Source organism: Rhodococcus sp. 11-3 (assembly GCF_023704055.1).
Lineage (GTDB): Bacteria > Actinomycetota > Actinomycetes > Mycobacteriales > Mycobacteriaceae > Rhodococcus > Rhodococcus aetherivorans.
The window spans coordinates 2,529,703-2,553,270 of record NZ_CP080406.1 but is presented as its reverse complement, the minus strand read 5'-3'; the positions used below and the strand labels follow the sequence as shown (position 1 = coordinate 2,553,270).

22 protein-coding genes are annotated in these 23,568 nt (G+C 69.6%); 10 read left to right on the top strand and 12 right to left on the bottom strand.

Translation table 11 applies throughout. The features are described from left to right. Positions 1-7: 7 nt before the first annotated feature. The 5 genes from KZJ41_RS12230 to KZJ41_RS12210 are packed head-to-tail and all read right to left on the bottom strand — an operon-like array spanning position 8 to position 3,380. On the bottom strand, positions 8-484 hold the full coding sequence (locus KZJ41_RS12230; protein WP_006937269.1) for a dimethylamine monooxygenase subunit DmmA family protein: 477 nt from the start codon (positions 482-484) through the stop codon (positions 8-10). Beyond that, positions 481-1,488 (bottom strand): DUF3445 domain-containing protein, encoded by a 1,008-nt coding sequence (locus tag KZJ41_RS12225; protein WP_065922668.1) that lies wholly within the window; start codon positions 1,486-1,488, stop codon positions 481-483. The genes KZJ41_RS12230 and KZJ41_RS12225 overlap by 4 nt, the downstream gene beginning before the upstream one ends. Further along, a complete protein-coding gene (locus KZJ41_RS12220) occupies positions 1,485-2,480 on the bottom strand; it encodes a PDR/VanB family oxidoreductase (protein WP_010592824.1) in 996 nt (331 codons plus the stop codon). The genes KZJ41_RS12225 and KZJ41_RS12220 overlap by 4 nt, the downstream gene beginning before the upstream one ends. Continuing rightward, entirely contained in the window at positions 2,480-2,992 is a 513-nt protein-coding gene (locus tag KZJ41_RS12215) for a dimethylamine monooxygenase subunit DmmA family protein (RefSeq protein WP_230304459.1), read from the bottom strand. The genes KZJ41_RS12220 and KZJ41_RS12215 overlap by 1 nt, the downstream gene beginning before the upstream one ends. 10 nt (positions 2,993-3,002) lie before the next feature. Continuing rightward, a complete protein-coding gene (locus KZJ41_RS12210) occupies positions 3,003-3,380 on the bottom strand; it encodes an ethanolamine utilization protein (RefSeq protein ID WP_029543116.1) in 378 nt (125 codons plus the stop codon). Between the two features lie 301 nt (positions 3,381-3,681). Here KZJ41_RS12210 and glnT point away from each other — a divergent pair, with 301 nt between their 5' ends. The 5 genes from glnT (at position 3,682) to KZJ41_RS12185 (ending at position 8,917) form a co-directional block, all read left to right on the top strand. Then, positions 3,682-5,058: a type III glutamate--ammonia ligase gene (glnT, locus tag KZJ41_RS12205; protein ID WP_010592825.1), complete on the top strand. Its 1,377-nt coding sequence runs from the start codon at positions 3,682-3,684 to the stop codon at positions 5,056-5,058. A gap of 56 nt (positions 5,059-5,114) precedes the next feature. Then, positions 5,115-6,002, top strand: coding sequence for a glutamine amidotransferase (locus KZJ41_RS12200; RefSeq protein ID WP_006937281.1), 888 nt, complete (start codon positions 5,115-5,117; stop codon positions 6,000-6,002). Between the two features lie 44 nt (positions 6,003-6,046). Then, on the top strand, positions 6,047-6,775 hold the full coding sequence (locus KZJ41_RS12195; RefSeq protein WP_373566472.1) for a protein glxC: 729 nt from the start codon (positions 6,047-6,049) through the stop codon (positions 6,773-6,775). A 34-nt stretch (positions 6,776-6,809) separates the two neighbouring features. Next, positions 6,810-8,135 carry an FMN-binding glutamate synthase family protein gene (locus KZJ41_RS12190; RefSeq protein ID WP_102800217.1) on the top strand — a complete coding sequence of 442 codons (1,326 nt, stop codon included), beginning with the start codon at positions 6,810-6,812 and terminating at the stop codon, positions 8,133-8,135. A gap of 134 nt (positions 8,136-8,269) precedes the next feature. Then, the gene (locus tag KZJ41_RS12185) at positions 8,270-8,917 is read left to right on the top strand and encodes an XRE family transcriptional regulator (protein ID WP_029543111.1); all 648 of its coding nucleotides are present in this window, start codon (positions 8,270-8,272) and stop codon (positions 8,915-8,917) included. Positions 8,918-9,084: 167 nt separating this feature from the next. Here the strand turns inward: KZJ41_RS12185 and KZJ41_RS12180 are convergent, their stop codons facing one another. Next, positions 9,085-10,437 (bottom strand): ammonium transporter, encoded by a 1,353-nt coding sequence (locus tag KZJ41_RS12180; RefSeq protein ID WP_102800218.1) that lies wholly within the window; start codon positions 10,435-10,437, stop codon positions 9,085-9,087. 239 nt (positions 10,438-10,676) lie between these two features. Between KZJ41_RS12180 and KZJ41_RS12175 the strand changes: the two genes are divergently transcribed. Together KZJ41_RS12175 and fdhD are read left to right on the top strand one after the other, a co-directional pair. After that, on the top strand, positions 10,677-12,986 hold the full coding sequence (locus KZJ41_RS12175) for an FdhF/YdeP family oxidoreductase (protein ID WP_203329294.1): 2,310 nt from the start codon (positions 10,677-10,679) through the stop codon (positions 12,984-12,986). Next, positions 12,986-13,798: a formate dehydrogenase accessory sulfurtransferase FdhD gene (fdhD, locus tag KZJ41_RS12170; protein ID WP_006937291.1), complete on the top strand. Its 813-nt coding sequence runs from the start codon at positions 12,986-12,988 to the stop codon at positions 13,796-13,798. The genes KZJ41_RS12175 and fdhD overlap by 1 nt, the downstream gene beginning before the upstream one ends. Before the next feature lie 19 nt (positions 13,799-13,817). Here fdhD and KZJ41_RS12165 read toward each other — a convergent pair whose 3' ends face one another. Next, positions 13,818-14,996: a S9 family peptidase gene (locus KZJ41_RS12165; protein WP_102800220.1), complete on the bottom strand. Its 1,179-nt coding sequence runs from the start codon at positions 14,994-14,996 to the stop codon at positions 13,818-13,820. Positions 14,997-15,058: 62 nt separating this feature from the next. On the opposite strand from KZJ41_RS12165, the gene KZJ41_RS12160 reads away from it, so the two are divergent. Continuing rightward, the gene (locus KZJ41_RS12160; RefSeq protein ID WP_029543103.1) at positions 15,059-15,727 is read left to right on the top strand and encodes a TetR/AcrR family transcriptional regulator; all 669 of its coding nucleotides are present in this window, start codon (positions 15,059-15,061) and stop codon (positions 15,725-15,727) included. Between the two features lie 83 nt (positions 15,728-15,810). Here KZJ41_RS12160 and KZJ41_RS12155 read toward each other — a convergent pair whose 3' ends face one another. Further along, a complete protein-coding gene (locus KZJ41_RS12155) occupies positions 15,811-16,683 on the bottom strand; it encodes a shikimate dehydrogenase (protein ID WP_043796574.1) in 873 nt (290 codons plus the stop codon). A 102-nt stretch (positions 16,684-16,785) separates the two neighbouring features. Between KZJ41_RS12155 and KZJ41_RS12150 the strand changes: the two genes are divergently transcribed. Together KZJ41_RS12150 and KZJ41_RS12145 are read left to right on the top strand one after the other, a co-directional pair. Continuing rightward, complete coding sequence (locus tag KZJ41_RS12150; RefSeq protein ID WP_029543099.1) at positions 16,786-17,436, top strand: TetR family transcriptional regulator; 651 nt, start codon at positions 16,786-16,788, stop codon at positions 17,434-17,436. A gap of 166 nt (positions 17,437-17,602) precedes the next feature. Next, the gene (locus KZJ41_RS12145; protein ID WP_029543097.1) at positions 17,603-18,946 is read left to right on the top strand and encodes an MFS transporter; all 1,344 of its coding nucleotides are present in this window, start codon (positions 17,603-17,605) and stop codon (positions 18,944-18,946) included. Positions 18,947-19,163: 217 nt separating this feature from the next. Here the strand turns inward: KZJ41_RS12145 and clpX are convergent, their stop codons facing one another. The 4 genes from clpX to tig form a co-directional block, all read right to left on the bottom strand. Then, on the bottom strand, positions 19,164-20,441 hold the full coding sequence (gene clpX, locus KZJ41_RS12140; protein WP_003938129.1) for an ATP-dependent Clp protease ATP-binding subunit ClpX: 1,278 nt from the start codon (positions 20,439-20,441) through the stop codon (positions 19,164-19,166). Between the two features lie 228 nt (positions 20,442-20,669). Next, positions 20,670-21,332 carry an ATP-dependent Clp protease proteolytic subunit gene (locus KZJ41_RS12135; protein ID WP_006937299.1) on the bottom strand — a complete coding sequence of 221 codons (663 nt, stop codon included), beginning with the start codon at positions 21,330-21,332 and terminating at the stop codon, positions 20,670-20,672. Positions 21,333-21,381: 49 nt separating this feature from the next. Continuing rightward, positions 21,382-22,008 carry an ATP-dependent Clp protease proteolytic subunit gene (locus KZJ41_RS12130; RefSeq protein ID WP_003938127.1) on the bottom strand — a complete coding sequence of 209 codons (627 nt, stop codon included), beginning with the start codon at positions 22,006-22,008 and terminating at the stop codon, positions 21,382-21,384. 180 nt (positions 22,009-22,188) lie between these two features. Then, positions 22,189-23,565, bottom strand: coding sequence for a trigger factor (gene tig, locus KZJ41_RS12125; protein WP_065923492.1), 1,377 nt, complete (start codon positions 23,563-23,565; stop codon positions 22,189-22,191). Positions 23,566-23,568 lie beyond the last annotated feature (3 nt).

Genomic DNA, 23,568 nt, shown 5'->3' with positions numbered 1-23,568 from the left:
TGGCGGGTCAGGCCACGGCGCCGAGGTAGGTGCCGTGATGTCCCGACAGATGAGGACGGATCTCGAGGTCCAGGCCGCACGAACCGCAGGCGACGACCGCCCCGGGAGCGGCGTCGACGGACTGGGTGGTGGCGCAGTGCGGGCAGAACAGCGACACTCCGTCGGCGGCGGTGACGTAGGTGGTCATCTCGCACGGCAGCACGCCGGCGGTACGCGCCGCAGCCGTCGCGGCCATCGCCTCACGCCGCGGGCCGGCGATCAGCACGCGGGCGCCGGCGCGGGCCTCACGCACGAGCCGCGACACCTCGTCCGCGCTCGCGTTCGGCACCGTGGTCGCGACGCGGCCGAGGGCGAGTGCCTGCGCCGCCCAGGCCGTCACCGCGGCCCGCGCGTCGGCGCAGTCGCCGAGGCTGAACAGCAGGTGGATGCGCCCGCCCGGATCGATCGGGGGCACCGCACCGGTGACGAATCCCGAGTTCTTCACGGCCGCACACCTCCGAACTCGCGCAACCACTTCAGACCGGGTTCGCGGGTGCGCGTGATGCCCTTGTAGTCGGCCATGTCCTCGGGCAGTTCCTCGAGCACCCGGTAGAGCCGGTCGGCCCATTCCGGCACCAGCGCGATCTCCTCGAAGGGCAGCAGGTAGGTGCGGATGAGGAACATGATCGCGCCGGACGCGCCGAGCCGGATCAGGTGCTGCACCTCGACCCGCAGGTGCAGGCGACGGCCGACGTCGTCGAGTGGGCCCTCGGCGAGCAGGCGCCGATCGCGTCCCCATTCGGGATACGTCTCGGTGGCCGTGTCGAGCCGGCGGTCCACGGTGAGGGTCCAGTTGGTGCGCCGATACCGTTGCCCGGCGTGCAGTCCCATGAGGAAGGACTGGGCGCGGGTGATCACCCCTTCGGTGTGGATGCGGGGCACGGGACCGTGGATCTGCAGGAAGCTCATCCCGACGTCGAAGCGCAGCGACCAGTCCGCGGCGAACGTCACCAGGCCCGCGTCACCCCACAGGGCGCCGTCGCGCTGATCGAGCAGCACGACGTCCTCCTGGATCTGCCGGCCGATGTACAGCAGCGGCGGCTCGGGCAGGGTGGCGGACTGCCCGTAGACGAACGTCTGCTCGAGGTCGAGGGCGCGGTTGCTCCACCGCCGGACGGTGCCGTCACGGTCGAGCGCGAACGTCTGCGGGTATGCCTCGGCCAGCATCTTCATGAGGGTGAGCATCGCGTCCCACTGCGCGACCTCCATGTGCCCGAGCGCCTGGAAGCGGCTCGGGTCGGCGTCGAGCACGCGCCGTCGTTCGGCGAGTTCGTCGAGAAGGAAGCCGTCCATGTCGACCGGGTGCTCGCCCCAGCCGCCGGCCGCCGTGTCCGCGCGGGTCCCGGCCGGCTCGACGTTGGTGCTGTACCGGTAGGTGTCCCGCGGGAAGGGGAACGGGAACCGCGCGACGCGTTCCGGGAGCACCTCGAATTCGGTTGCGGCAGTCACAGGTCCAGCTCCAATCGCTCGCCGCCGGCGCGGGAGACGCACGGCATCATGCAGTCGCCGGCGTGCTTCTCCGCGTCGGTCAGGTACAGGTCGCGGTGCTCGATCGCGCCGTCCGCCACCGGGATCCGGCACTCGCCGCACACCCCCTGCCGGCACAGGTTGGGCACCGGTACCCCGCGCGCCTCGAGCGCTTCGAGCAGGCTCACGCCGGAGTTCACGGCGATGTCGACCCCGGTGCGGCGCAGATGCGCGGTGAACGGGGTTCCGGGCTCGAGGTCGCCGACACCGAAGTGCTCGTAGTGGATGCGGGCATCCGGCCAGCCCGCGCCGCGGGCGCGACGGGTGAGTTCGTCGATGAGACCGGAGGGCCCGCACACGTACAGGTGGGTGCCGAGCGGCTGATCGAGCAGGGCCGGGCCGAGTGCGGCCCAGAACTCCTCGGGGGTGTGGTAGGTGTGCAGGCGGTCTCCGCACAGTTCGCGCAACTCGCCGAGGTGCGGGCCGTCGCCCTCGCGGAAGGTGTAGTGGACCTCGAAGGAGCGGCCCCACTGAGCGGCGGCGCGCGCGTGCGAGAGGATGGGTGTGACGCCGATACCGCCGGCCACGAGCATGTGGTGACGCGCGGTGAGGATCGGCGCGAAGGCACTTCGGGGCCTGCTGACCTCCACGACGTCCCCGACCTCGAGGGCGTGGATCCAGCGGGAGCCGCCCCGGCCGGTCTCGTCGAGCCGCACGGAGATCGAGTAGCTCTGCGGTTCGAGCTCCGGACCGGTCAGGGAGTAGGAGTTGCGGCGGGGCCGGCCGTCGTCGTGGGCGCCGCAGGAGAGCACGACGTGGCTGCCCGGGGTGAACGACGGCAGCGGCGCACCGGTGGGGTCGACGAACCGCACGTGCCGCACTCCGGTGGCGACGGTGGCCACCTCGGCGACGGTGAGGGCGAGGGTCGCGTCGCTGCGCCGGACGGCCGTTCCGGCATCGGATACGAGGGTCATCAGCTTTCCTCCGCGTCGAGCTGGTAGCCGAGATATGCGCCGTGGTGGCGCGAAACGTGGTGGTACACGACGAGTTCCGCCGAACACGCGGGGCACGTGCTGGTCTGCCCGATCGCGGCGGTGGCGTCGTGGGTGTGTCCGCAGTGGGCGCAGTACACCGTGCGCGTGTCCGTGGTCAGCACCTCGGGCAGGATCTCGTCGTCGAGCGCCCCCGCGGCGACGGCCACGGCCCGGGCGGCGAGGACGGCGGCCTCGTCGCCCACCAGCACGAGCCGCCAGCCGACGCGGGCCGCGGAGAGCTGGCGCTGCAGCACCTCCGCGGCCGCGTCGCCCCAGGTGGCGGGCGCCCGTAGCCAGCTCACTCGCCGGCCTTCGAAGGAGGTCACCAGGCGGCGGGCGTGGTCGGTGGCGGCGTCGCCGAACGACAGGACGGTGACCGTCCTGCCGCCGTCGGCCACGGTCCGCTCCTCGTCCCAGCGCGGCACGCTGGTGGTCTCCATACAGACGCTCATGGCCGGATCCTTACGGTGCGAACGTGCGCTGGCCGACGTAGAACGCCAGGGCGCCGTCGGGGGTGGTGAAGCGGATCCGCGAGCCCTTGGGGAAGAAGATCGCGTCCTTGGCGCGGGCGATCTCCACCTGGCCGGTATCCAGGTTCTCCAGGCGGAACTCCCCTTCGAGGACGACCTTCATCTCGTCGTACTCGTACAGGTAGTCCAGCGGGGCGTCGGTGTGCGCGAGCTTGAAGTAGCCCGCGGCCATCTCCGACCCCTCGGGGTTGGGATAGACGTCGTCAATGAAGCCCTCGGTGCCCGGGAATTCCTCGGTGGACATCTGGGGCAGGGTCTTCCAGAAGTCGGCGGTGACGCGGAATGCGGGAACCGTGGTGGTTTCTGCCATGAGTGCTCCTAGGAACGAGGCCGGCTGCACCGGCCGTGGGCGGGAGGACGGAACGTCGATCGCTGACGTGAAACAGACAGTAATGAGATGAAACGCACCGACGGTTGCCGACGCGTTAACGCGTGTAACCGAATCCTCTCAGCGTCAGGAACATTCGTTTCTCCCCCGAGCGGCGCGGGCCGAGCCGGACCGTCACCACAAACTCACGGCGGCGTAACACGCCCGTCATGCATGCTATGTTTCATTGCATTCGACAGCGATTCACCTTATGAAACTTCGCAGCCGAACCCCAGGAGTCCCCATGACGCTCGAAGCCACCGACCTCCCCGTGATGCGTCTGCCCTCCACGGACGCCCCCGCCGATGCCGCCGGCTCCGCCGATCTCGCCGCACTCGCCCGCGCCACCGACACCCGCTTCATCCTCGCGGTGTTCACCAACCTCGCCGGCAAGCCCTGCGCCAAGCTCGTCCCGGTCGAGGCGGTCGACGAGCTGCAGTCCGACGGGGTCGGCTTCGCGGGCTACGCCGCCGGAGCCATGGGTCAGGTCCCCAGGGATCCCGACCTCGTCGCTATCCCGGATCCCACCTCCTTCACGCCGATCCCGTTCGTGCGCCCGGGCCTTGCGCTGGTGCACTGCGATCCCCACGTCGAGGGCAAGCCCTGGCCCTACGCCCCGCGGGTGATCCTGAAGGAGGTTCTCGGCAAGGCGGCCGAACGGGGCCTGTCCGTCAAGGTCGGCGCCGAGATCGAGTACTTCCTCGTCCAGCGCGACGAGGACGGGACGCTGCGCACCGCCGACGTGCTCGACACCTCCCGGCAGCCCTGCTACGACGCCCGTGACGTCACCCGCATGTACGAGCACCTGACCTCGATCTCCGCGGCGATGAACTCCCTCGGCTGGGGCAACTACGCCAACGACCACGAGGACGGCAACGGGCAGTTCGAGCAGAACTTCCAGTACGCCGACGCGATGACCACCGCCGACCGCGTCGTCACCCTGCGCTACCTGATCTCGGTGCTCGCCGAGCAGCGCGGCATGACCGCGACCTTCATGCCCAAGCCGTTCGCCGACCGCACCGGCTCGGGCATGCACATGCACCTGTCGCTGTGGCGGGAGGACGGCTCCGCCTTCCCCGACGCCGAGGACCCCCGCGGTCTCGGCCTGTCCGAGACCGCCTACGCGTTCATCGCCGGCATCCTCGACCATGCCTGCGCCCTGCAGGGCGTGATCGCCCCGACCGTCAACTCCTACAAGCGGACCGGCGCCACCGCGACCAGCTCCGGCGCGACGTGGTCGCCGCGGCACGCCACCTACGGCGGCAACGACCGCACCCACTACCTCCGCGTTCCGGACGGCAACCGCGTCGAGCTGCGCGGCGGGGACGGCTCCGCCAACCCGTACCTCGCTGCCGCCGCGACCGTCGCGGCGGGCCTCGACGGCATCGACCGCAAGCTCGATCCCGGCGCACCCGGCGGCACCCCGAACTCGGAGACGCTGCCGATGACCCTGCTGCACGCGATGGACGCGCTCACCGCCGACCCCGTCGTCACCGGCGCCCTCGACGCCGCCGGCCCGGGCGTCGCCGAGTACTTCGCCTCCCTCAAGCGGGAGGAGTTCTTCCACTGGCACAACACCGTGACCTCGTGGGAGATCGACAGCTACCTGACCGCCTTCTGACCCGTTCGGTCCGAACGGGCCACCGCGAACGACGACCTGTAAAGGAGAGACGACCCATGTGCGGAATCGTCGGGCTTCACCTGCGTGACGCCTCCCTCGCCCCCCGGCTGGGTGGCCTGCTGACCGGCATGCTCGGCCAGATGGTCGACCGGGGGCCGGATTCGGCCGGAGTCGCCCTCTACGGCGACCCCACCTTCTCCCCCGCCGGCCACGCGTCGGTGTCCCTGCTCGGCGCCGCCCCGGACGTCGCCGCCACCGCCGGTGCCGCACTCGGCGTGACCGTGACCGCGATCGACCTGGCCCCCACCACCGTGCTCCACGCGCCGGTCCCGGCCCAGTTGCTCGCCGACACCGTCCGCGCCGTCGACCCCGGTGCAACGATCATCGGCTTCGGCGACGACGTGACCGTCCTCAAGGGCATGGGCGATCCGGTGGCGCTGGCCGAGCGCTTCGGGATCCCGGCCGCCTCCGGCTGGCAGGGCGTCGGCCACACCCGCATGGCCACCGAATCGGCCGTCACCGCCGCCGGCTCGCACCCGTTCGCCGTCGGCCCGGACCAGTGCCTGGTGCACAACGGCTCGTTCTCCAACCACCTGTCGGTCAAGCGCGAACTCGAGGCCGAGGGTGTGGCATTCGACAGCGAGAACGACACCGAGGTCGGGGCACGGTTCGTCGCCAAGCACCTCGCCGAGGGCGCCGACCTGGAGAAGGCCCTGCGTCTGCTCGGGGAGCGCTTCGACGGGTTCTACACCCTCCTCGTGTCGACGTCCGACTCGTTCGCCGTCGTACGCGACCCGATCGCCTGCAAGCCGGCGATCGTCGCCGAGACCGACGCGTACGTCGCGATGGCCTCCGAGTTCCGGGCCCTCGCCGGCCTGCCCGGCATCGCGGACGCTCACATCTTCGAGCCCGAGCCGGAGCGGGTCTACGTATGGCACCGCTGACCAGCACCGACGCTTCCCCCATCTCTTCGACGCCGGAGACGCCCATGACCACCGAGACGCTGCGCACCGACACACTGCCCACCGACACGCTCCCCGCCACGGCGACGTACGACCTGGACGTCACCACCACGCGCGAACTGAACGCCGCACTGCAGGCCACCGAGGCCCCGGCCGCGGTGACCGTGACCAATCCCCAGGGCAAGCACGCCCTCGCGTGCGGGCTCGACCGGCCGATCGACGTGCGCATCGAAGGCCACGTCGGCTACTACGCCGCCGGGATGAACAAGCATGCGACCGTCACCGTCGCGGGCAACGCCGGGGTCGGGGTCGCCGAGAACATGATGTCGGGCACCGTGCGCGTCACCGGGGACGCCTCCCAGTCCGCCGGCGCCACGGCCCACGGCGGGCTGCTGGTGATCGAGGGCAATGCCGCCGCCCGCTGCGGCATCTCCATGAAGGGCGTCGACATCGTCGTCGGCGGCAGCATCGGCCACATGAGTGCCTTCATGGGACAGGCCGGACGGCTCGTCGTCCTCGGCGACGCCGGCGAGGCCCTCGGAGATTCGTTGTACGAGGCGCGCATCTACATCCGCGGCACCGTCGCCTCCCTCGGTGCGGACTGCGTCAAGAAGGAGATGCGGCCCGAGCACCTCGAGGAACTGCGCGAACTCCTCCGGGCGGCCGGCTTCGACGCCGACCCCGCCGAGTTCACCCGCTACGGCTCCGCCCGCGGGCTCTACCACTTCCACGTCGACAACGCCTCGGCGTACTGATCGCACCGCCCGCACCGCATCCCAGGAGACTCCCATGACCTTCCAGCCCGGACTTCGTGAGTCGGCCACCTTCGACCGCAACGTCATCCACGAGATCCAGCGTGCCGCCGAGACCGGCATCTACGACATCCGCGGATGGGGCGCCAAGCGCAAGCTTCCGCACTTCGACGACCTGCTGTTCCTCGGCGCGTCGATGTCGCGGTACCCGCTCGAGGGTTACCGCGAGAAGTGCGAGACCGACGTGGTCCTCGGCGACCGGCACGCGAAGTACCCGCTGCACCTCGACATCCCGGTCACCATCGCCGGCATGAGCTTCGGGGCGCTGTCCGGGCGGGCGAAGGAGGCTCTCGGGCGCGGCGCCAGCGAGGTCTGCACGTCCACCACCACCGGCGACGGCGGCATGACGCCGGAGGAACGCGGTCAGTCCAAGCACCTCGTCTACCAGTACCTGCCGTCGCGCTACGGGATGAACCCCGACGACCTGCGCAAGGCCGACGCGATCGAGGTCGTCCTCGGCCAGGGCGCCAAGCCCGGCGGCGGCGGCATGCTGCTCGGGCAGAAGATCACCGAGCGCGTCGCCGGAATGCGCACCCTGCCCGTCGGTATCGACCAGCGCAGCGCGTGCCGGCACCCCGACTGGACCGGCCCGGACGACCTCGCCGTCAAGATCATCGAACTGCGCGAGATCACCGGGTGGGAGAAGCCGATCTACGTCAAGGTCGGCGCAACCCGCACCTACTACGACGTCAAGCTCGCCGTGAAGGCCGGTGCCGACGTCGTCGTGGTCGACGGCATGCAGGGTGGCACGGCCGCCACGCAGGACGTGTTCATCGAGCACGTCGGCATTCCCACCCTCGCCGCGATCCCCCAGGCCGTGCAGGCGCTGCAGGAGATGGGAATGCACCGCACGCCCGGTGGCGTGCAGCTCGTCGTCTCCGGCGGCATCCGGTCCGGCGCCGACGTCGCCAAGGCCATGGCCCTCGGCGCGGACGCCGTCGCCATCGGCACCGCGGCGCTGATCGCGTTGGGCGACAACAACCCCCGGTACCAGGCGGAGTACGAGAAGCTCGGCTCGGCCGCCGGGTTCTACGACGACTTCCAGGACGGCAAGGACCCCGCCGGCATCACCACGCAGGATCCGGACCTGCAGGCCCGGTTCGATCCGGTCGAGGGCGGCCGCCGCCTCGCGAACTACCTGCGCGTGCTCACCATGGAGGCCCAGACCATCGCACGCGCCTGCGGCAAGTCGCACCTGCGCAACCTCGAGCCGCAGGACCTCGTGGCCCTGACCATCGAGTCGGCCGCCATGGCGCGGGTGCCACTGGCCGGCACCAACTGGGTGCCCGGCCAGGGCTTCTGAGCCGCTGCCCGCCTTCCACCGAGCGAATGTGCCTTACTGTCGGCCTGTCCGACGGTAAGGCACATTCGCTCGTTCCGTGTGCCTGCCCCTCGCACGATCGTCCACTGTCGGGAAACAGCACGTACAGTGAGGACATGAGCAGCCCCGAGCGCCCCGTACTGCACGACGCGCCGGGCCGGGAGGTCCCGCGGGACACCCCGACCGGGGTGGACCTGGAACGCGCCATCGCACAGGAGGTCCGCAAGTTGCGGATCGCCAGCGGGCTCTCCGTGGGCGACATGGCCGCGAAGGTGGGCATCTCCAAGGCGATGCTGTCGAAGATCGAGAACGCCCAGACGTCGTGCAGCCTCTCGACCCTCGCCCGCCTGGCCGCAGGTCTCGACGTACCGGTGACGTCGCTGTTCCGCGGCGCCGACGCGCAGCGCGAGGCGGTGTTCGTCAAGGCCGGCCAGGGCGCGGAGATCGTCGGCCGCGGCACCCGCGTCGGACACCACTACGAGTTGCTCGGCACGCTGCGGGGCCAGCACAAGCGGCTAGAGCCCGTGCTGGTGACGCTCACCGACGCGAGCGAGGTCTTCCCGCTGTTCCAGCATCCGGGGACCGAGCTGCTCTACATGCTCGAGGGCGAGATGGTCTACGGGCACGGCGAATCCGAGTACCGGCTCCAACCCGGCGACGCCCTGCTGCTCGACGGCGAGGGCATCCACGGGCCGAACGAGCTCGTCACCCTGCCCATCCGGTTCCTCGCGGTCACCGCGTACCCGGACAAACACCAGGACTGATCCCGCTCTCCACCACGAGCGGGGGGGTTTCCGCGTCGAGAGGGACACCGCCGCGGTGCATCGCGGGTGCAGGCAGCGGTAACCGCCCCCTCGTCGCGAGAATCTCCCGCTCGACGACGAACGAGGCCCCCGCCGTAGCGGGGGCCTCACCCGTTGTCGGTCCTCGGTCAGAGCTTCTCGGCTGCCGCCTTGGACGTGAGTGCCGTCGCCGCCTCCGCGACCGACGCCGCCTCCGTACGGGACGTGCCGGTGAAGCCCACCGCGTCGAGCACGTAGGCGGTCTCGCCGTGCACGACGACGTCGAGACCCTCGTACTCGGCCTCCGGATCGACGCGCAGGCCCATCACCAGGTCGAGACCCTTGGCGATGATCCAGGTGACGACGAAGGAGTAGGCCAGCACCGCGAGCACCGCGACGGTCTGGGTGCCGAGCAGGCCGATTCCGCCGCCGTAGAACAGCCCGGCCGCGCCGCTGGGAGCCTCCGGCACCGCCAGGAAACCGATGAGCAGCGTGCCGAGAACACCGCCGACGAGGTGGATGCCGACGACGTCGAGAGCGTCGTCGTAGCCCAGGCGGAACTTCAGCGAGATCGCGTAGCAGCACAGCGCACCGGCCAGGGCACCGACGACCAGTGCGCCGAGCGGCGAGACGGCACCGCAGGCCGGGGTGATCGCGACGAGCGCGGCGATGAGGCCGGACGCGGCGCCGAGGGTCGTGGCGTGACCCTCCCGCAGCTTCTCGACGATCAGCCAGCCACAGATGCCGGCGCACGACGCGGCGATGGTGTTGAGCACGACGACCGAGGCGTTGTTGTCCGCGGCGAGCGCGGAACCGCCGTTGAACCCGAACCAGCCGAAGAACAGGATGCCGGCACCGAGAACGGTCAGCGGAAGGCTGTGCGGGCGGGGCGGATTCAGGAACGAGCGCCGCTTGCCCAGGACGATGATGACCGCGAGGGCCGCGATGCCGGCGTTGATGTGCACGGCGGTGCCGCCGGCGAAGTCGACCGCACCGAGGGTGTTGGCGATCCAGCCGCCGACGACGGACCCGTCCTCGGAATCGAACGCGAAGACCCAGTGCGCGACGGGGAAGTACACCAGCACAGCCCACAGCCCGGCGAACACCATCCAGGCCGAGAACTTCATGCGGTCGGCAAGGGCGCCGCACACGAGGGCGACCGTGATGCCCGCGAACAAGAGCTGGAATCCGGCTATCAGCGCCGGCGGGAGTCCCGGTTCGGCCGGCGCCTCGAGCAGCTGGCCGAGCCCGAGATACTCGAGGGGGTTGCCGAGCAGTCCGGCACCGCCGAGCGAGTTTCCGAGCACCGCCGAGTAGCCGAACAGAACCCACAGAACTCCGACGAGCGCGAAGCCCGCGAACGTCATCATGATCATGTTGAGCGTGCTGCGGACGCTCACCATGCCGCCGTAGAACAGCGCCAGCCCGGGAACCATCAGCGAGACCGCCGTGAAGGCCGCGAGGATCCAGGCGGTGTCGGCGGCAGCGATTGCCTCTTCCATAGGTGTCCACCTTGTTCAGTCCCGAGGGATCGCCCCTCGTACGTGTCGCGGTGACTGTCTTATGTTGTTAATCACCGTCACCTGAGAGTGAACCCAGTGTGTAATCTGCGTGGGAGCCGCCGGTGAACTTCGTGTAACGGCGGCTCGCCCCCGGCACTGCCCACCGCCGAGCGCTCGCTCGGGGGCGACCGGTAGCGTTCGAACTGGTATGCGCATCGCTCGCGGGTGAGGATGGACACATGACTCGACACGGTCCGCTGCACGACATCGTGGAATCCGACCTCGAGGTCACCGGACGCAAGGACCACGCCGCCGGTGTCCCGGCGGTCCTGGTGTCGCTGAAACGCGCCTACGAGCAGATGGGCGTGGCCCGCACGGCGGCCACGCTGCCGCGGCTCAACCAGCGGCACGGTTTCGACTGCCCGGGGTGCGCCTGGCCCGAGACGCCCGGCCACCGCAAGCCCGCGGAGTTCTGCGAGAACGGCGCCAAGGCCGTCGCCGAGGAAGCCACCCTGCGGACGGTCACGCCCGAGTTCTTCGCCCGTCACTCCGTCGCGGAACTGTCGGAGAAGACCGGCTACTGGCTCGGGCAGCAGGGCCGCCTGACCCATCCGATGGTCCTCCGCCCCGGCGCGACCCACTACACCCCCGTCGACTGGGACGACGCGTACCGGCTGATCGCCGACCACCTGCGTGCGCTCCCCACCCCGGACCACGCCGTCTTCTACACGTCGGGCCGCACCAGCAACGAGGCCGCGTTCCTCTACCAGCTGCTGATCCGCAGCTACGGCACCAACAACATGCCGGACTGCTCCAACATGTGCCATGAGTCCTCCGGCAGCGCACTCGTCGAGACCATCGGAATCGGCAAGGGCTCGGTGTCGGTGCCGGACCTCGAGCACGCGGACCTCATCCTCGTCGCCGGTCAGAACCCGGGCACCAACCATCCGCGCATGCTCTCCACCCTGGTGAAGGCCAAGGAGAACGGGGCCAAGATCATCGCGATCAACCCGCTCCCCGAGGCGGGGCTGCTCCGGTTCAAGGACCCGCAGCGCGTCGACGGCGTGCTCGGCCACGGCACGGACATCGCCGACGAGTTCCTGCAGATCCGCCTCGGTGGCGACATGGCGCTGTTCCAGGGGCTCGGCAGGCTGCTGTTCGAGGCGGAGGACGCCGCGCCCGGCACCGTGATCGACCGGGCCTTCGTCGAGGCCCACTGCGCCGGCTTCGACGACTACGAGCGGCACGTCCGCGCGGTCGACCTCGGCACCGTCCTCGAGGCCACCGGGCTGAGCGAGGCGCAGCTGCGGTCCACCGCCCGGGACCTGGCCACCTCCCAACGCACCGTGGCGTGCTGGGCGATGGGCCTGACTCAGCACACCCATGCCGTCGCCACCATCGCCGAGGCGGTCAACCTGCTGCTGCTGCGCGGGATGATCGGCAAGCCCGGGGCCGGGGTCTGCCCGGTGCGGGGGCATTCGAACGTGCAGGGTGACCGGACGATGGGCATCTGGGAGAAGATGCCCGAGTCCTTCCTCGCCGCGCTGGACCTCGAGTTCGGGATCACGAGCCCGCGCAGGCACGGGTACGACACCGTCGAGGCGATCCGCGCGATGCGCGACGGCCGGGCGAGCTTCTTCATGGCGATGGGCGGCAACTTCGTCGCCGCGACCCCGGACACCCACGCCACCGAGGAGGCGTTGCGCCGCTGCGAGCTGACCGTGCAGATCTCGACCAAGCTCAACCGCAGCCATCTCGTGCACGGGCGCACAGCGCTGATCCTGCCCACCCTCGGACGCACCGACCTCGACATCCAGGAGAGCGGCAAACAGCTTGTTTCCGTGGAGGATTCGATGTCCATGGTGCACCTGTCACGGGGCCGGTTGCAGCCGGTCGGCGACCAGCTGCACAGCGAGGTCGCGATCGTCTGCCGGCTCGCCCGCGAGCTGTTCGGCCCCGACCATCCGGTCCGCTGGTCGGCGTTCGAGGGCAACTACGACCTGATCCGCGACTCGATCGGGCGGGTCGTGCCCGGCTGCGAGGACTACAACACCAAGGTCCGCCGGCGCGACGGGTTCCAGTTGCCGCACCCGCCCCGCGACAACCGCGAATTCCGCACGCACACCGGCAAGGCCAATTTCAGCGTCAACGACCTGGTGTGGGTGCCCACTCCCCCGGGCCGGCTCGTGCTGCAGACGCTGCGCAGCCACGATCAGTACAACACCACCATCTACGGGCTCGACGACCGCTACCGCGGCGTGAAGAACGGCCGCAAGGTCGTGTTCGTCCACACGGACGACATCGCCGAACTCGGATTCGCCGACGGCGACCTCGTCGACATCGTGTCCGAGTGGCCCGCCGACGGCGCGGTGCAGGAGCGTCGCGTCCGCGACTTCCGGATCGTCGCGTACAGCACCCCGCGCGGCAACGCGGCCGCCTACTACCCGGAGACCAATCCGCTGGTCCCCCTCGACCACGTCGCGACGAAGTCGAACACCCCGGTCTCCAAGGCGATCGTCGTCCGACTCGAGCGGGCCGGGGCCGACTGATGGGGCGGGTCACCGCGCGCCGGCCCGTCCTGCGGATCACCGCGGACGGGCAAGCACGCCGACCGGACAGCCTCGCGGTAGAGGAACCGCTGGAGATCCGCCTCAACGGCCGCGCCCTGACGGTCACGATGCGCACGCCGGGCCACGACGTGGAACTCGCCCACGGATTCCTGCTCGCCGAGGGGATCATCGGCGGCCGCGAGGACGTCTCCGTGGTGCGCTACTGCGACGGCGTCGACGACAGCGGCGCCAACACCTACAACGTGCTCGACGTCCACCTCGCGCCGGGGATCTCCGTTCCCGACGGTGCGGGCGCCCGCAACTTCCTCACCAGCTCCGCGTGCGGGGTGTGCGGGAAGGAGTCCCTCGACCGGATCCGCGGGCGCACCCGGTTCCCGCTGACCGACGGCTTCGTGGTCTCCGCCCGCGCGCTGGCCTCGATGCCACCACGAATGCGGCAGCGGCAGAAGGTTTTCCAGAGCACGGGTGGGTTGCACGCCGCCGCGCTGTTCACCCCCGACGGCACCCTGCTGGCGTTGCGGGAGGACGTGGGCCGGCACAACGCGGTCGACAAGGTGCTCGGCTGGGCACTGACCGAGAACCGGGTCCCGTTGCCGGACACCGTCCTCGTCGTCAGCGGGCGGGCCTCCTTCGAGCTGGTGCAGAAGGCCGTGATGGCCGGCGTCCCGGCGCTCGGAGCGGTGTCGGCCCCCTCGTCGCTGGCGGTCGATCTCGCCGCGGAGTCCGGCCTGACCCTGGTCGGTTTCCTCCGCGGCGACTCGATGAACGTCTACACCGGATCCGTCGTATGAGCGGGGGCCCGGGAGCGGCTCAGCTGCAGGCCTGTTCGGGCGCGTCGCCCGAGCGGACCCCGTCGACGAAGGCCCGCACGTCGTCGTGGGAGGCCTCGAGCACGCCGCGGTGGTCGGCACCGTCGTAGACCCGGTAGGCAAGGGGGGAACCGTTGCCGCACAGGGTCTTCGTCACCTCGTCGGTGACCTGCCGGGCCACGAGCACATCCGCGGTGCCCTGCACGACGAGGGTCGGCACCGAGAGGGCGAGCTGCTCGAGTTCCTGCGTGGCGAAGTACTCGGTCAGGCGCCCGACGTCCGCACCGGGCGCGAACACCTGGTCCACGGGAACGGTCGCGGCCACCTTGCGCACGTCGTCCATGCACCCGGTGCGCGCCGCCGCGAGCAGCGGACGGGACGCGTCCGTGAGCATCGCGTCGGCGGACACCTCGGGGTCGGCGGCCTCGGCGCCGAGCAACAGGACGGGCAGGAAGGTCAGGGCCTGCGCGATCCCCGGGCCCCCGGTTGCGAAGTAGGCGGCGGTCTCGCTCGTCCGGCTTCCCGGCGCGAACGCGACCGCGCCCTGCAGTTCCAGTTCGGGGGCGCGCTCCGCGCCCTGGGCGGCGGTGAACAGGGCCGCATGCCCGCCCTGGCTGTGCCCCATCACCGTCCACCGGTTTCCGATGCCGGGCTCGGCCTCGCGTGCGGCACGCACGATGTCGACGACCGTGTTCGCGGCGCTGTCGCCGTTCATGTAGGGATGTCCGCCCGGCGTTCCGAGGCCCTCGTAGTCGGTCTGGACCACGGCGTAGCCGTCGGCGACCCACCGATCGAGCATCGCGGTGGTCCGCGAGAGGTAGCTGTGGGCGGGTCCGCCGACCGTGTCGGCCGAGGGCGCGCAGGCATCTCCGACACCCGTCGTGCCGTGCGCCCAGCTGATCACCGGCCATCCTCCGCCGGGGGCGTCGCCGCGCGGGATCGCGACGGTGCCCGACACGAGGATCGGGCGTCCCGTGGCGTCCTCCGAGAGGTAGGTGATCAGTTCCGTGCGCGCCGCGCTGGGCAGCGCCGCCGCGCTCGTCAGCGGCCGGGTGCTGATCAGCGAGCCGGGGGAACGCTCGGCAGCGGGGGCCGGTTCGGAATCCGCGCAGGCCGTGGCGGCCAGCACCGAGGTGACCGCGAGCGCCACGAGGACGCTCCGGGAGGAGAGATGACCCATGGAATCCTCCGTTAAGAAGTTCTTATTAATTGGAAAGTCGAACTTCTTAGTACAGTGGACGCATGGCAGTGTCAACAGGTCGTCTCGCTCTGCTGGATGCCGCGGAGGAACTCGTCGCCCGTCGCGGCATCCACGGCGTCTCGGCGCGCGAGGTGGTCACAGCCGCCGGTCAGCGCAACAATTCGGCGATCGCCTATCACTTCGGCTCGTGGCACGGACTGCTCGACGCGGTCTGGAGCCGGCACGCGCCGCACGTCAACGCCCAGCGGGCGGCACTGACGGACGCAGCCCACCTCGACGGCTCCCCGGCACTCGAACGGCTCGTCTATGCCTACGTCCATCCGCTCGTCACCGAGATCGCCCGCGGAAGGCCCAGCTACTGGGCTCGCTTCAACGAGCAGTGGCTCGCCACCGCCCCCCTGGTGTTCCTGGCGGTCCCCCAGCCGGGGGCCGTCCAGGCCGACTACTACCCGTCCGACGAGTCGCTCACCGTCCTCGCCTCCCTCCTGGAGACGATCGCGCAGTGTCTCGACCTCCCCGAAGCCGACGCCCGTCGGCGTGTGGGGCTGACGGTGCGCTTCGTCATCGGCTCGTTCGCCTCGTGGGAGCGCGCCCACGAGGCCGGGGACGCGACCGACCTGTCCACCTTCGAGTCGGAGATCGTCGAGCTCGCCTGCGCGATGTTGCGCGTGCCGGGCGGTGATTCGGCGCCGTCGTCCCGACCGCGGTGACACGGCGCCGTCGTCCCGACCGCGGTGACACGGCGCCGTCGTCCCGACCGCGGTGAGGCGGCGCCGTCGTCCCCACGGACAGATCAGGCCGGCACCCGCTCCGCCTCGATCAGGGCCGTCATGTGGGCAAGCATGCGGTCGGCGTCGGGCTCCACCCCGGTGAAGATGCGGAATGCGTCGACGGCCTGGAAGACGGCCATGCCCGCGCCGGTGAGGGTCGGGGCGCCGAGTGCGCGGGCACGCAGGACGAGTTCGGTCTCGATGGGCCGGTAGACGACCTCGGCGACCCACAGGTCGGGGCGCAGCAGTGCCGGGTCGAAGGCCGTTCCGGGATGTGCGGCCATGCCGACGGGCGTCGCGTGGATCAGGCCGTCCGCGGCGGCCAGCAGCCGCGGCAGCTCGGCCGGCGTCGCGGACGAGACGGCAACGTCCGGGAACAGCACGGTGAGCGTGTCGCGCAGCGCGGTGGCGCGCGCGAGGTCGGGATCGACGACGGTGAACGCGCGCACCCCGCGGGTGAGCGCGGCGTACGCGACCGCCGCCCCGGCCCCACCGGCCCCGAGCTGGACGACCGCGTCGAGCGCGACGCCGGGGAGTCCGCGGTCGAAGTTGCGGCCGAAGCCCGACCAGTCGGTGTTGTGACCGATCGCGCGCCCGCCGTCGAACAGCACGGTGTTGACGGCGCCGAGGCGGCTCGCCTCGGGCGACAGGTCGTCGAGATGGTCGAGGACGGCCTGCTTGCAGGGATGGGTGATGTTCAGGCCCCGGAAGCCCAGCTCGCGCGCGGTGCGCAGCAGCCGCGGCAGGTCGGCGACCGAGAGGCCCAGCTCGTCGAGGTCGATGATCTTGTAGACGTAGCGCAGACCCTGCCGCGCGCCCTCCTCCTCGTGCATCGGGGGTGTCAGCGAGGCACCGATGCCGGTTCCGATGAGGCCGCAGAGAATCGAGTCGGTCATGGCGGGCCTTTCACGTCACAATGTACGAACTAGTGAGTTACAAGCCATAGCGTACGGCCACGGGCGGCACGGAGACAAGACCCCGGTCGATAGGGTGGCGCCATGGCACCCGAGCAGACGACCGGCCGACGACGCCGCAACAGCGACCTCACCAGGGAGAACATCCTCGAGGTGGCCACCGCGGAGTTCGCGGACAAGGGACTGTCAGGAGCCCGGGTCGACGAGATCGCCGAGCGCACGCAGACCACCAAGCGGATGATCTATTACTACTTCGGCGACAAGGAGGGCCTCTACCGGGCCGTCCTCGAGAGTTCCTACGGGACGATCCGCGCCCAGGAGCGCGAGCTGGACCTCGAAGACCTCGGCCCCGTCGACGCCATCCGCGTGCTGGCCGAGGCCACGTTCGACCACCACGACCAGCATCCCGACTTCATCCGCATCGTCGCCAACGAGAACATGCTCCGGGGCGAGCACATCCGGCAGTCTCCCCATCTCGCCGGCCTGGGTGCCCCCGCCGTCGACGTGCTCACCGGCATCCTCGAACGCGGCCGGGCCGACGGCCTCTTCCGCGACGACGTCGACGCCCTCGACGTCCACCTGGTGATCAGCAGTTTCTGCGTCTTCCGCACCGCCAACCGGTACACCTGGCAGGCCCTGTTCGACCAGAACCTCGCCGCGGACGAGCTGCGGACCAGGCATCGGAGGATGCTGGGCGACCTCCTCGTCGCGTTCCTGACGACCCTGCCCGACTGAGGGACCTCGGGGGAATGCGCACGGGGACGCGTTCCGAAACTTTATGAACTATCTAGTTCATACATCTTGCGTTCACCGTGTGATGGCGCCTACATTCGAGACAACGCAGTACGAACCCGGGTTCGTATCTCGAACATCCCCTCCCCTTTTCCGCACAGGAGACGCGATGACCGCGCACACCCTCGACACGCCGGAGAATTCCGGTATGACGACCGAAACCCGCCCGCACGACACCACCAAGGTCAAGCGCGCAGCGTCGTCGGCCTTCCTCGGCAGCATGCTCGAGTACTACGACTTCTACATCTACGCATCCGCCGCCGCCCTGATCTTCCCGACCGTGTTCTTCCCCGACAGCGGCCACGCGGCGCTGCTGTCCCTGTCGACCTTCGGTGTCGCCTACGTCGCGCGGCCGCTCGGCGCCGTGGTGCTCGGCCACTTCGGTGACCGGGTCGGACGCAAGAACGTCATGCTGTTCACGCTCATCCTCATGGGCGTCGCCACCTTCGGCATCGGCCTGATCCCCAGCGCCGAGTCGATCGGCGTACTCGCTCCCGCGCTGCTCGTGTTGATGCGAATCTTCCAGGGCATCTCCGCCGCCGGCGAGCAGTCCGGCGCCAGCTCGCTGACTCTCGAGCACGCCCCGCAGAACCGGCGAGCATTCTTCGCGAGCTGGACGCTCAACGGCACCCAGGCCGGCTTCATCCTCGCCAGCCTGGTGTTCCTGCCCGTCGCGGCCATGCCCGACGACATCCTCTACAGCTGGGGCTGGCGCGTACCGTTCTGGGGCAGCCTGTTCGTGCTGGCCGCCGCGTACGTCATGCGGCTCAAGCTCGAGGAGCCCGAGGAGTTCGCGGAGACCAAGAAGTCCCACGAGGTCGCCAAGCTGCCGGTCGCCGACCTGCTGCGCACCCATCCGGCCAACCTGACCCGGGTGATCTTCTGCGCCTTCGTCGCCGTGGTGAGCACCATCTTCTCCGTGTTCGGCCTGGCGTTCGCGACCAGCGCCGAGGTGGGCATCGCCAAGTCGACGATGCTGGGGGTCGCGATCGCCGCCAACGCCGTCGCCTTGTTCAGCCAGCCCGCCCTCGCCGCCTTGTCGGATCGCGTCGGCCGTAAGCCCGTCTTCGTCACCGGCGTCCTCGGCTCGGCGGTGTTCATCTTCGTGTACTTCCAGGCCATCTCCACGGGCAACGTCGCGCTGATCTTCGCCGCCGGCATCGCCCTGATGGGCCTGCTCTACGCCGCGCCCAACGCGATCTGGCCGGCGTTCTACGCCGAGATGTTCAACACCAAGGTCCGCTACTCCGGCATGGCGATCGGCACCCAGCTCGGCTTCGCCATCGCCGGCTTCGCCCCCGCCATCGGCACCGCGCTCATGGGCGGCGATCCGACGAACTGGCTGCCCGTCGCCCTCCTGACGTCCGGCGCCTGCCTGGTGTGCGCCGTGTCCGCCCTGTCGGCGAAGGAAACCTTCCGCACCCCGCTGCGCGAACTCGGCAACCGCATCTGACCTCCGCTTACGTGGCCGAATGTCACATCACGTCGCTTCGAGTGACGTGATGTGACATTCGGCCACTGTGGCGTCGCGGGCACTGTGGCGTCGCGGCCACCGCGGCGTCGCGGGCACTGTGGCGTCGCGGCCACCGCGGCGTCGCAGGCTCCGGCGGAAGCACCCCACCTACGGCGAAGGCCCCGGCACGGATGCCGGGGCCTTTCACGCGGTCGGATCAGGCGGTCTTGTCGCGACGCTCCCGTTCGGGTTTGCGCGGCACGATAGTCGGCAGCACGTTGTCGTTGACGGTTTCGGCGGTGACGACCACCTTGGCGACGTCGTCGCGGCTCGGGATGTCGTACATCACCGGCAGCAGGACCTCTTCCATGATGGCGCGCAGGCCGCGGGCACCGGTACCACGCAGGATCGCCTGATCGGCGACAGCTTCCAGCCCGTCCTGGGTGAACTCGAGCTCCACCCCGTCCATCTCGAAGAGCCGGACGTACTGCTTGACGAGCGCGTTCTTCGGCTCCGACAGGATCTGCACCAGCGAATCCTTGTCCAGGTTCGTCACCGAGGCGACGACCGGCAGGCGGCCGATGAACTCGGGAATGAGACCGAACTTGATCAGATCCTCGGGCATGACCTCGGCGAAGTGGTCGGTGGTGTCGATCTCGGCCTTGGACTTCACCTCGGCGCCGAAGCCGATTCCGCGCTTGCCGACCCGGTCCGAGACGATCCTCTCGAGCCCGGCGAACGCACCGGCGACGATGAACAGCACGTTGGTGGTGTCGATCTGGATGAATTCCTGGTGCGGATGCTTGCGTCCGCCCTGCGGCGGCACCGACGCCTGGGTGCCCTCGAGGATCTTCAGCAGCGCCTGCTGGACGCCCTCACCGGACACGTCGCGGGTGATCGACGGGTTCTCGCTCTTGCGGGCGATCTTGTCGACCTCGTCGATGTAGATGATCCCGGTCTCGGCGCGCTTGACGTCGTAGTCGGCCGCCTGGATGAGCTTGAGGAGGATGTTCTCGACGTCCTCACCGACGTACCCGGCCTCGGTCAGGGCGGTGGCGTCGGCGATCGCGAACGGCACGTTCAGCATCTTCGCCAGCGTCTGCGCCAGGTACGTCTTCCCGCAGCCGGTGGGCCCGAGCAGCAGGATGTTCGACTTGGCCAGCTCGACCGACTCACCCCGGGTGTCGCGGGCCTTCTCCCCCGCCTGGATCCGCTTGTAGTGGTTGTAGACCGCCACCGCCAGGGTCCGCTTCGCGGAGTCCTGCCCGATGACGTAGTTGTCGAGGAACTCGCGGATCTCGGCCGGCTTGGGCAACTCGTCGAGCTTGACCTCGTTGGACTCGGCCAGTTCTTCCTCGATGATCTCGTTGCACAGGTCGATGCACTCGTCGCAGATGTAGACCCCTGGGCCCGCAATGAGCTTCTTGACCTGCTTCTGGCTCTTTCCGCAGAAAGAGCATTTCAACAGGTCGCCCCCGTCACCGATACGTGCCATCTGTCAGGTCCCTACTTCCTCGTAAGCGTGCAACCGATCCCGCGACCGCCGACAGCGCCGGTCCGGGGAGCGGGCCCTTGGAACGACCGTACCCGGAGACTGCGACGGCGGTCGACCGGTTCCGGGCGATTCGGGCCATATTTTGTGCGGGGCGGCGGTAATGCCGCTCGAGCACACCGGCCCGGCCGCGAAGGCGCGCGAGGCGCGCTCCGGGCCGGGCCGAGGCGGTTACTTCTGAGCCGAGAGCTTGCGGTACTCGAGCACGTTGTCGATCAGACCGTAGTCGACGGCCTCCGCGGCGGTGAGGATCTTGTCGCGGTCGGTGTCCTTCCGGATCTGCTCGGGGTCCTTGCCGGTGTGCTTGGCCAGGGTCGTCTCCATCAGGCGGCGCATGCGCTCGATCTCCGCGGCCTGGATCTCGAGGTCGGACACCTGGCCCTGGATGCCGCCGGTGGCGGGCTGGTGGATGAGCACGCGCGCATTGGGCAGGGCGAGCCGCTTGCCGGGGGTACCGGCGGCGAGCAGCACCGCCGCGGCCGAGGCGGCCTGGCCGAGGCACACGGTCGTGATGTCGGCACGCACGTACTGCATGGTGTCGTAGATCGCCATCAGCGACGTGAACGAGCCGCCGGGCGAGTTGATGTACATCGTGATGTCGCGGTCCGGGTCCAGCGACTCGAGCACCAGCAGCTGCGCCATGACGTCGTTGGCCGAGGCGTCGTCCACTTGCACGCCGAGGAAGATGATGCGTTCCTCGAACAGCTTGTTGTACGGGTTGGACTCCTTGACCCCGTAGCTCGAGTGCTCGATGAACGAGGGCAGGATGTAGCGGCTCGCGGGGGAAGCCGGAGCTTGGCCGCCGAGCTGGCGCGGATCGAACAGGTTGGTCATCGCTTCTCCAGGAATTCGTGGGGCGTAGAGCGGATCGGAGGGCTCGGAACTAGTTGCCGGTGCCGCCGGCCTGCTGCGCCCGCGAGACGACATGGTCGACGAAGCCGTACTCGAGTGCTTCCTTGGCGGTGAACCAGCGGTCGCGGTCCGAGTCCTTCGTGATCTGCTCGACGGTCTGGCCGGTGTGCTCGGCGATCAGTTCCGCCATCTCCCGCTTGGTGTGCGCGAACTGTTCCGCCATGATCGCGATGTCGCTGGCCGTGCCGCCGATACCGGCGGACGGCTGGTGCATCATGATCCGCGCGTGCGGCAGGGCGTACCGCTTGCCCCGCGTGCCGGCCGAGAGCAGGAACTGCCCCATGGAGGCGGCCAGGCCCATCGCGAAGGTCGCCACGTCGCACTCGACGAACTTCATGGTGTCGTAGATCGCCATACCGGCGGTGACGGATCCACCCGGGGAGTTGATGTAGAGGGAGATGTCGCGCGTCGGGTCCTCCGCGGACAGCAGCAGGATCTGCGCGCAGAGCTTGTTCGCGATGTCGTCGTCGACCTGGGTACCGAGGAAGATGATCCGCTCGCGCAGCAGCCGCTCGTAGACCGAGTCGCTGAGGTTGAGCCCAGCGGTGGCCGAGGTCATCGTGGGACCGATGGATGTCGCCGGATTCTGAGGAGTCACGGTACCTGCCTTCTCGTCAATCGTGGATTGCTGACACTGACAGTAACGAAGTGGGGGGCACCGGATGCCCGGTGCCGCCCCACTTCGCTCAAAGCGGAAATTTCCGCTCTGCGTTCCCTGCGCAGAACCGTTGCGACGTCGCACATGCAATCGCGCGGCGCGGCAACGGGTCTCGCTCTACTACTCGGAGTCGCCCTCGCCGGCCGGAGCCTCGGCGTCCTCGGACTCGGCGTCGCTCTTCGTGCCGAACAGCTCGGAGGTGTCGATCGTGGCGCCACTGGTGTCGGTGACCGTGGCCCGGTCCACGACGTTGCCGAGGGCCTTGCCGCGCCGGACGTCCGCGTAGACGGCGCCGAGCTGGTTCGCCTGGCCGATCTGCTGGATGAACTGCTCCGGCGGGATGCCGTAGCGCTGCGCCTGGAAGAAGATGCGCTCGGTGAGCTCCTCCTGCTCGACGGTGGTGCCCTCGGCCTCGGCGATCGCGTCGAGCAGCAGCTGCACCTTCACGGCGCGCTCGGCCGACTCGCGGGTGTCGTTGTCGAATTCCTCGCGGCTCGAGCCCTGCTCCTCGAGGAGCTGGTTGAGCTTGGTCTCGTCGTGGTCGAGCGCGTGGATGGCATCGTGCAGGGCGCCGTCGATCTCGGCCTGGACGACGGCCTCGGGCAGCGGCACCTCCACGGCCTCGAGCAGGGCGTCGAGAACCTTGTCGCGGATCTGACCGGCCTGCTCGACCTTCTTGACGCGGGAGACCCGCTCGCGCAGGTCGGCCTTGAGCTCCTCGAGGGTGTCGAACTCGCTCGCGAGCTGCGCGAATTCGTCGTCCTCGGCGGGCAGCTCGCGCTCCTTGACGCTGTTCACCGTGACGGTGACCACGGCCTCCTCGCCGGCATGCTCACCGGCGACGAGCGTGGTGGTGAACTCCTTCGACTCGCCCGCGGACAGGCCGACGAGCGCCTCGTCGAGGCCGTCGATGAGCTGGCCCGAACCGACCTCGTGGGACAGACCGGTGGTGGAGGCCTCGGGGACCTCCTCGCCGCCGACGGTGGCGGACAGGTCGATGGACACGAAGTCGCCGTCCTGCACCGGCCGCTCGACACCGGTGAGGGTGCCGAAGCGCTGACGCAGCGACAGCAGCTGCTCCTCGACCGCCTCGTCGGTGACCTCGACGGGATCGACGGTGACCGCGATGGCGGAGAAGTCGGGGAGGGTGATCTCCGGCCGGACGTCGACCTCGGCGGTGAAGACGAGCTCGACGTTGTCCTCGAGCTTGGTGATGTCGACCTCGGGCTGGCCGATGACCTTGACCTCGTTGGCGGTCACGGCCTCGCTGTAGCGGGCCGGGATGGCGTCGTTGACGACCTGCTCGAGCACGGCGCCACGTCCGACGCGGGCCTCGAGCAGCTTGCGCGGGGCCTTGCCGGGCCGGAAGCCGGGAAGGCGGATCTGGCTGGCGAGGGCCTTGAACGCGCGGTCGAAATCAGGCTGGAGCTCCTCGAAGGGCACCTCAACGTTGATACGGACTCGCGTCGGGCTGAGCTGCTCGACGGTGCTCTTCACGGA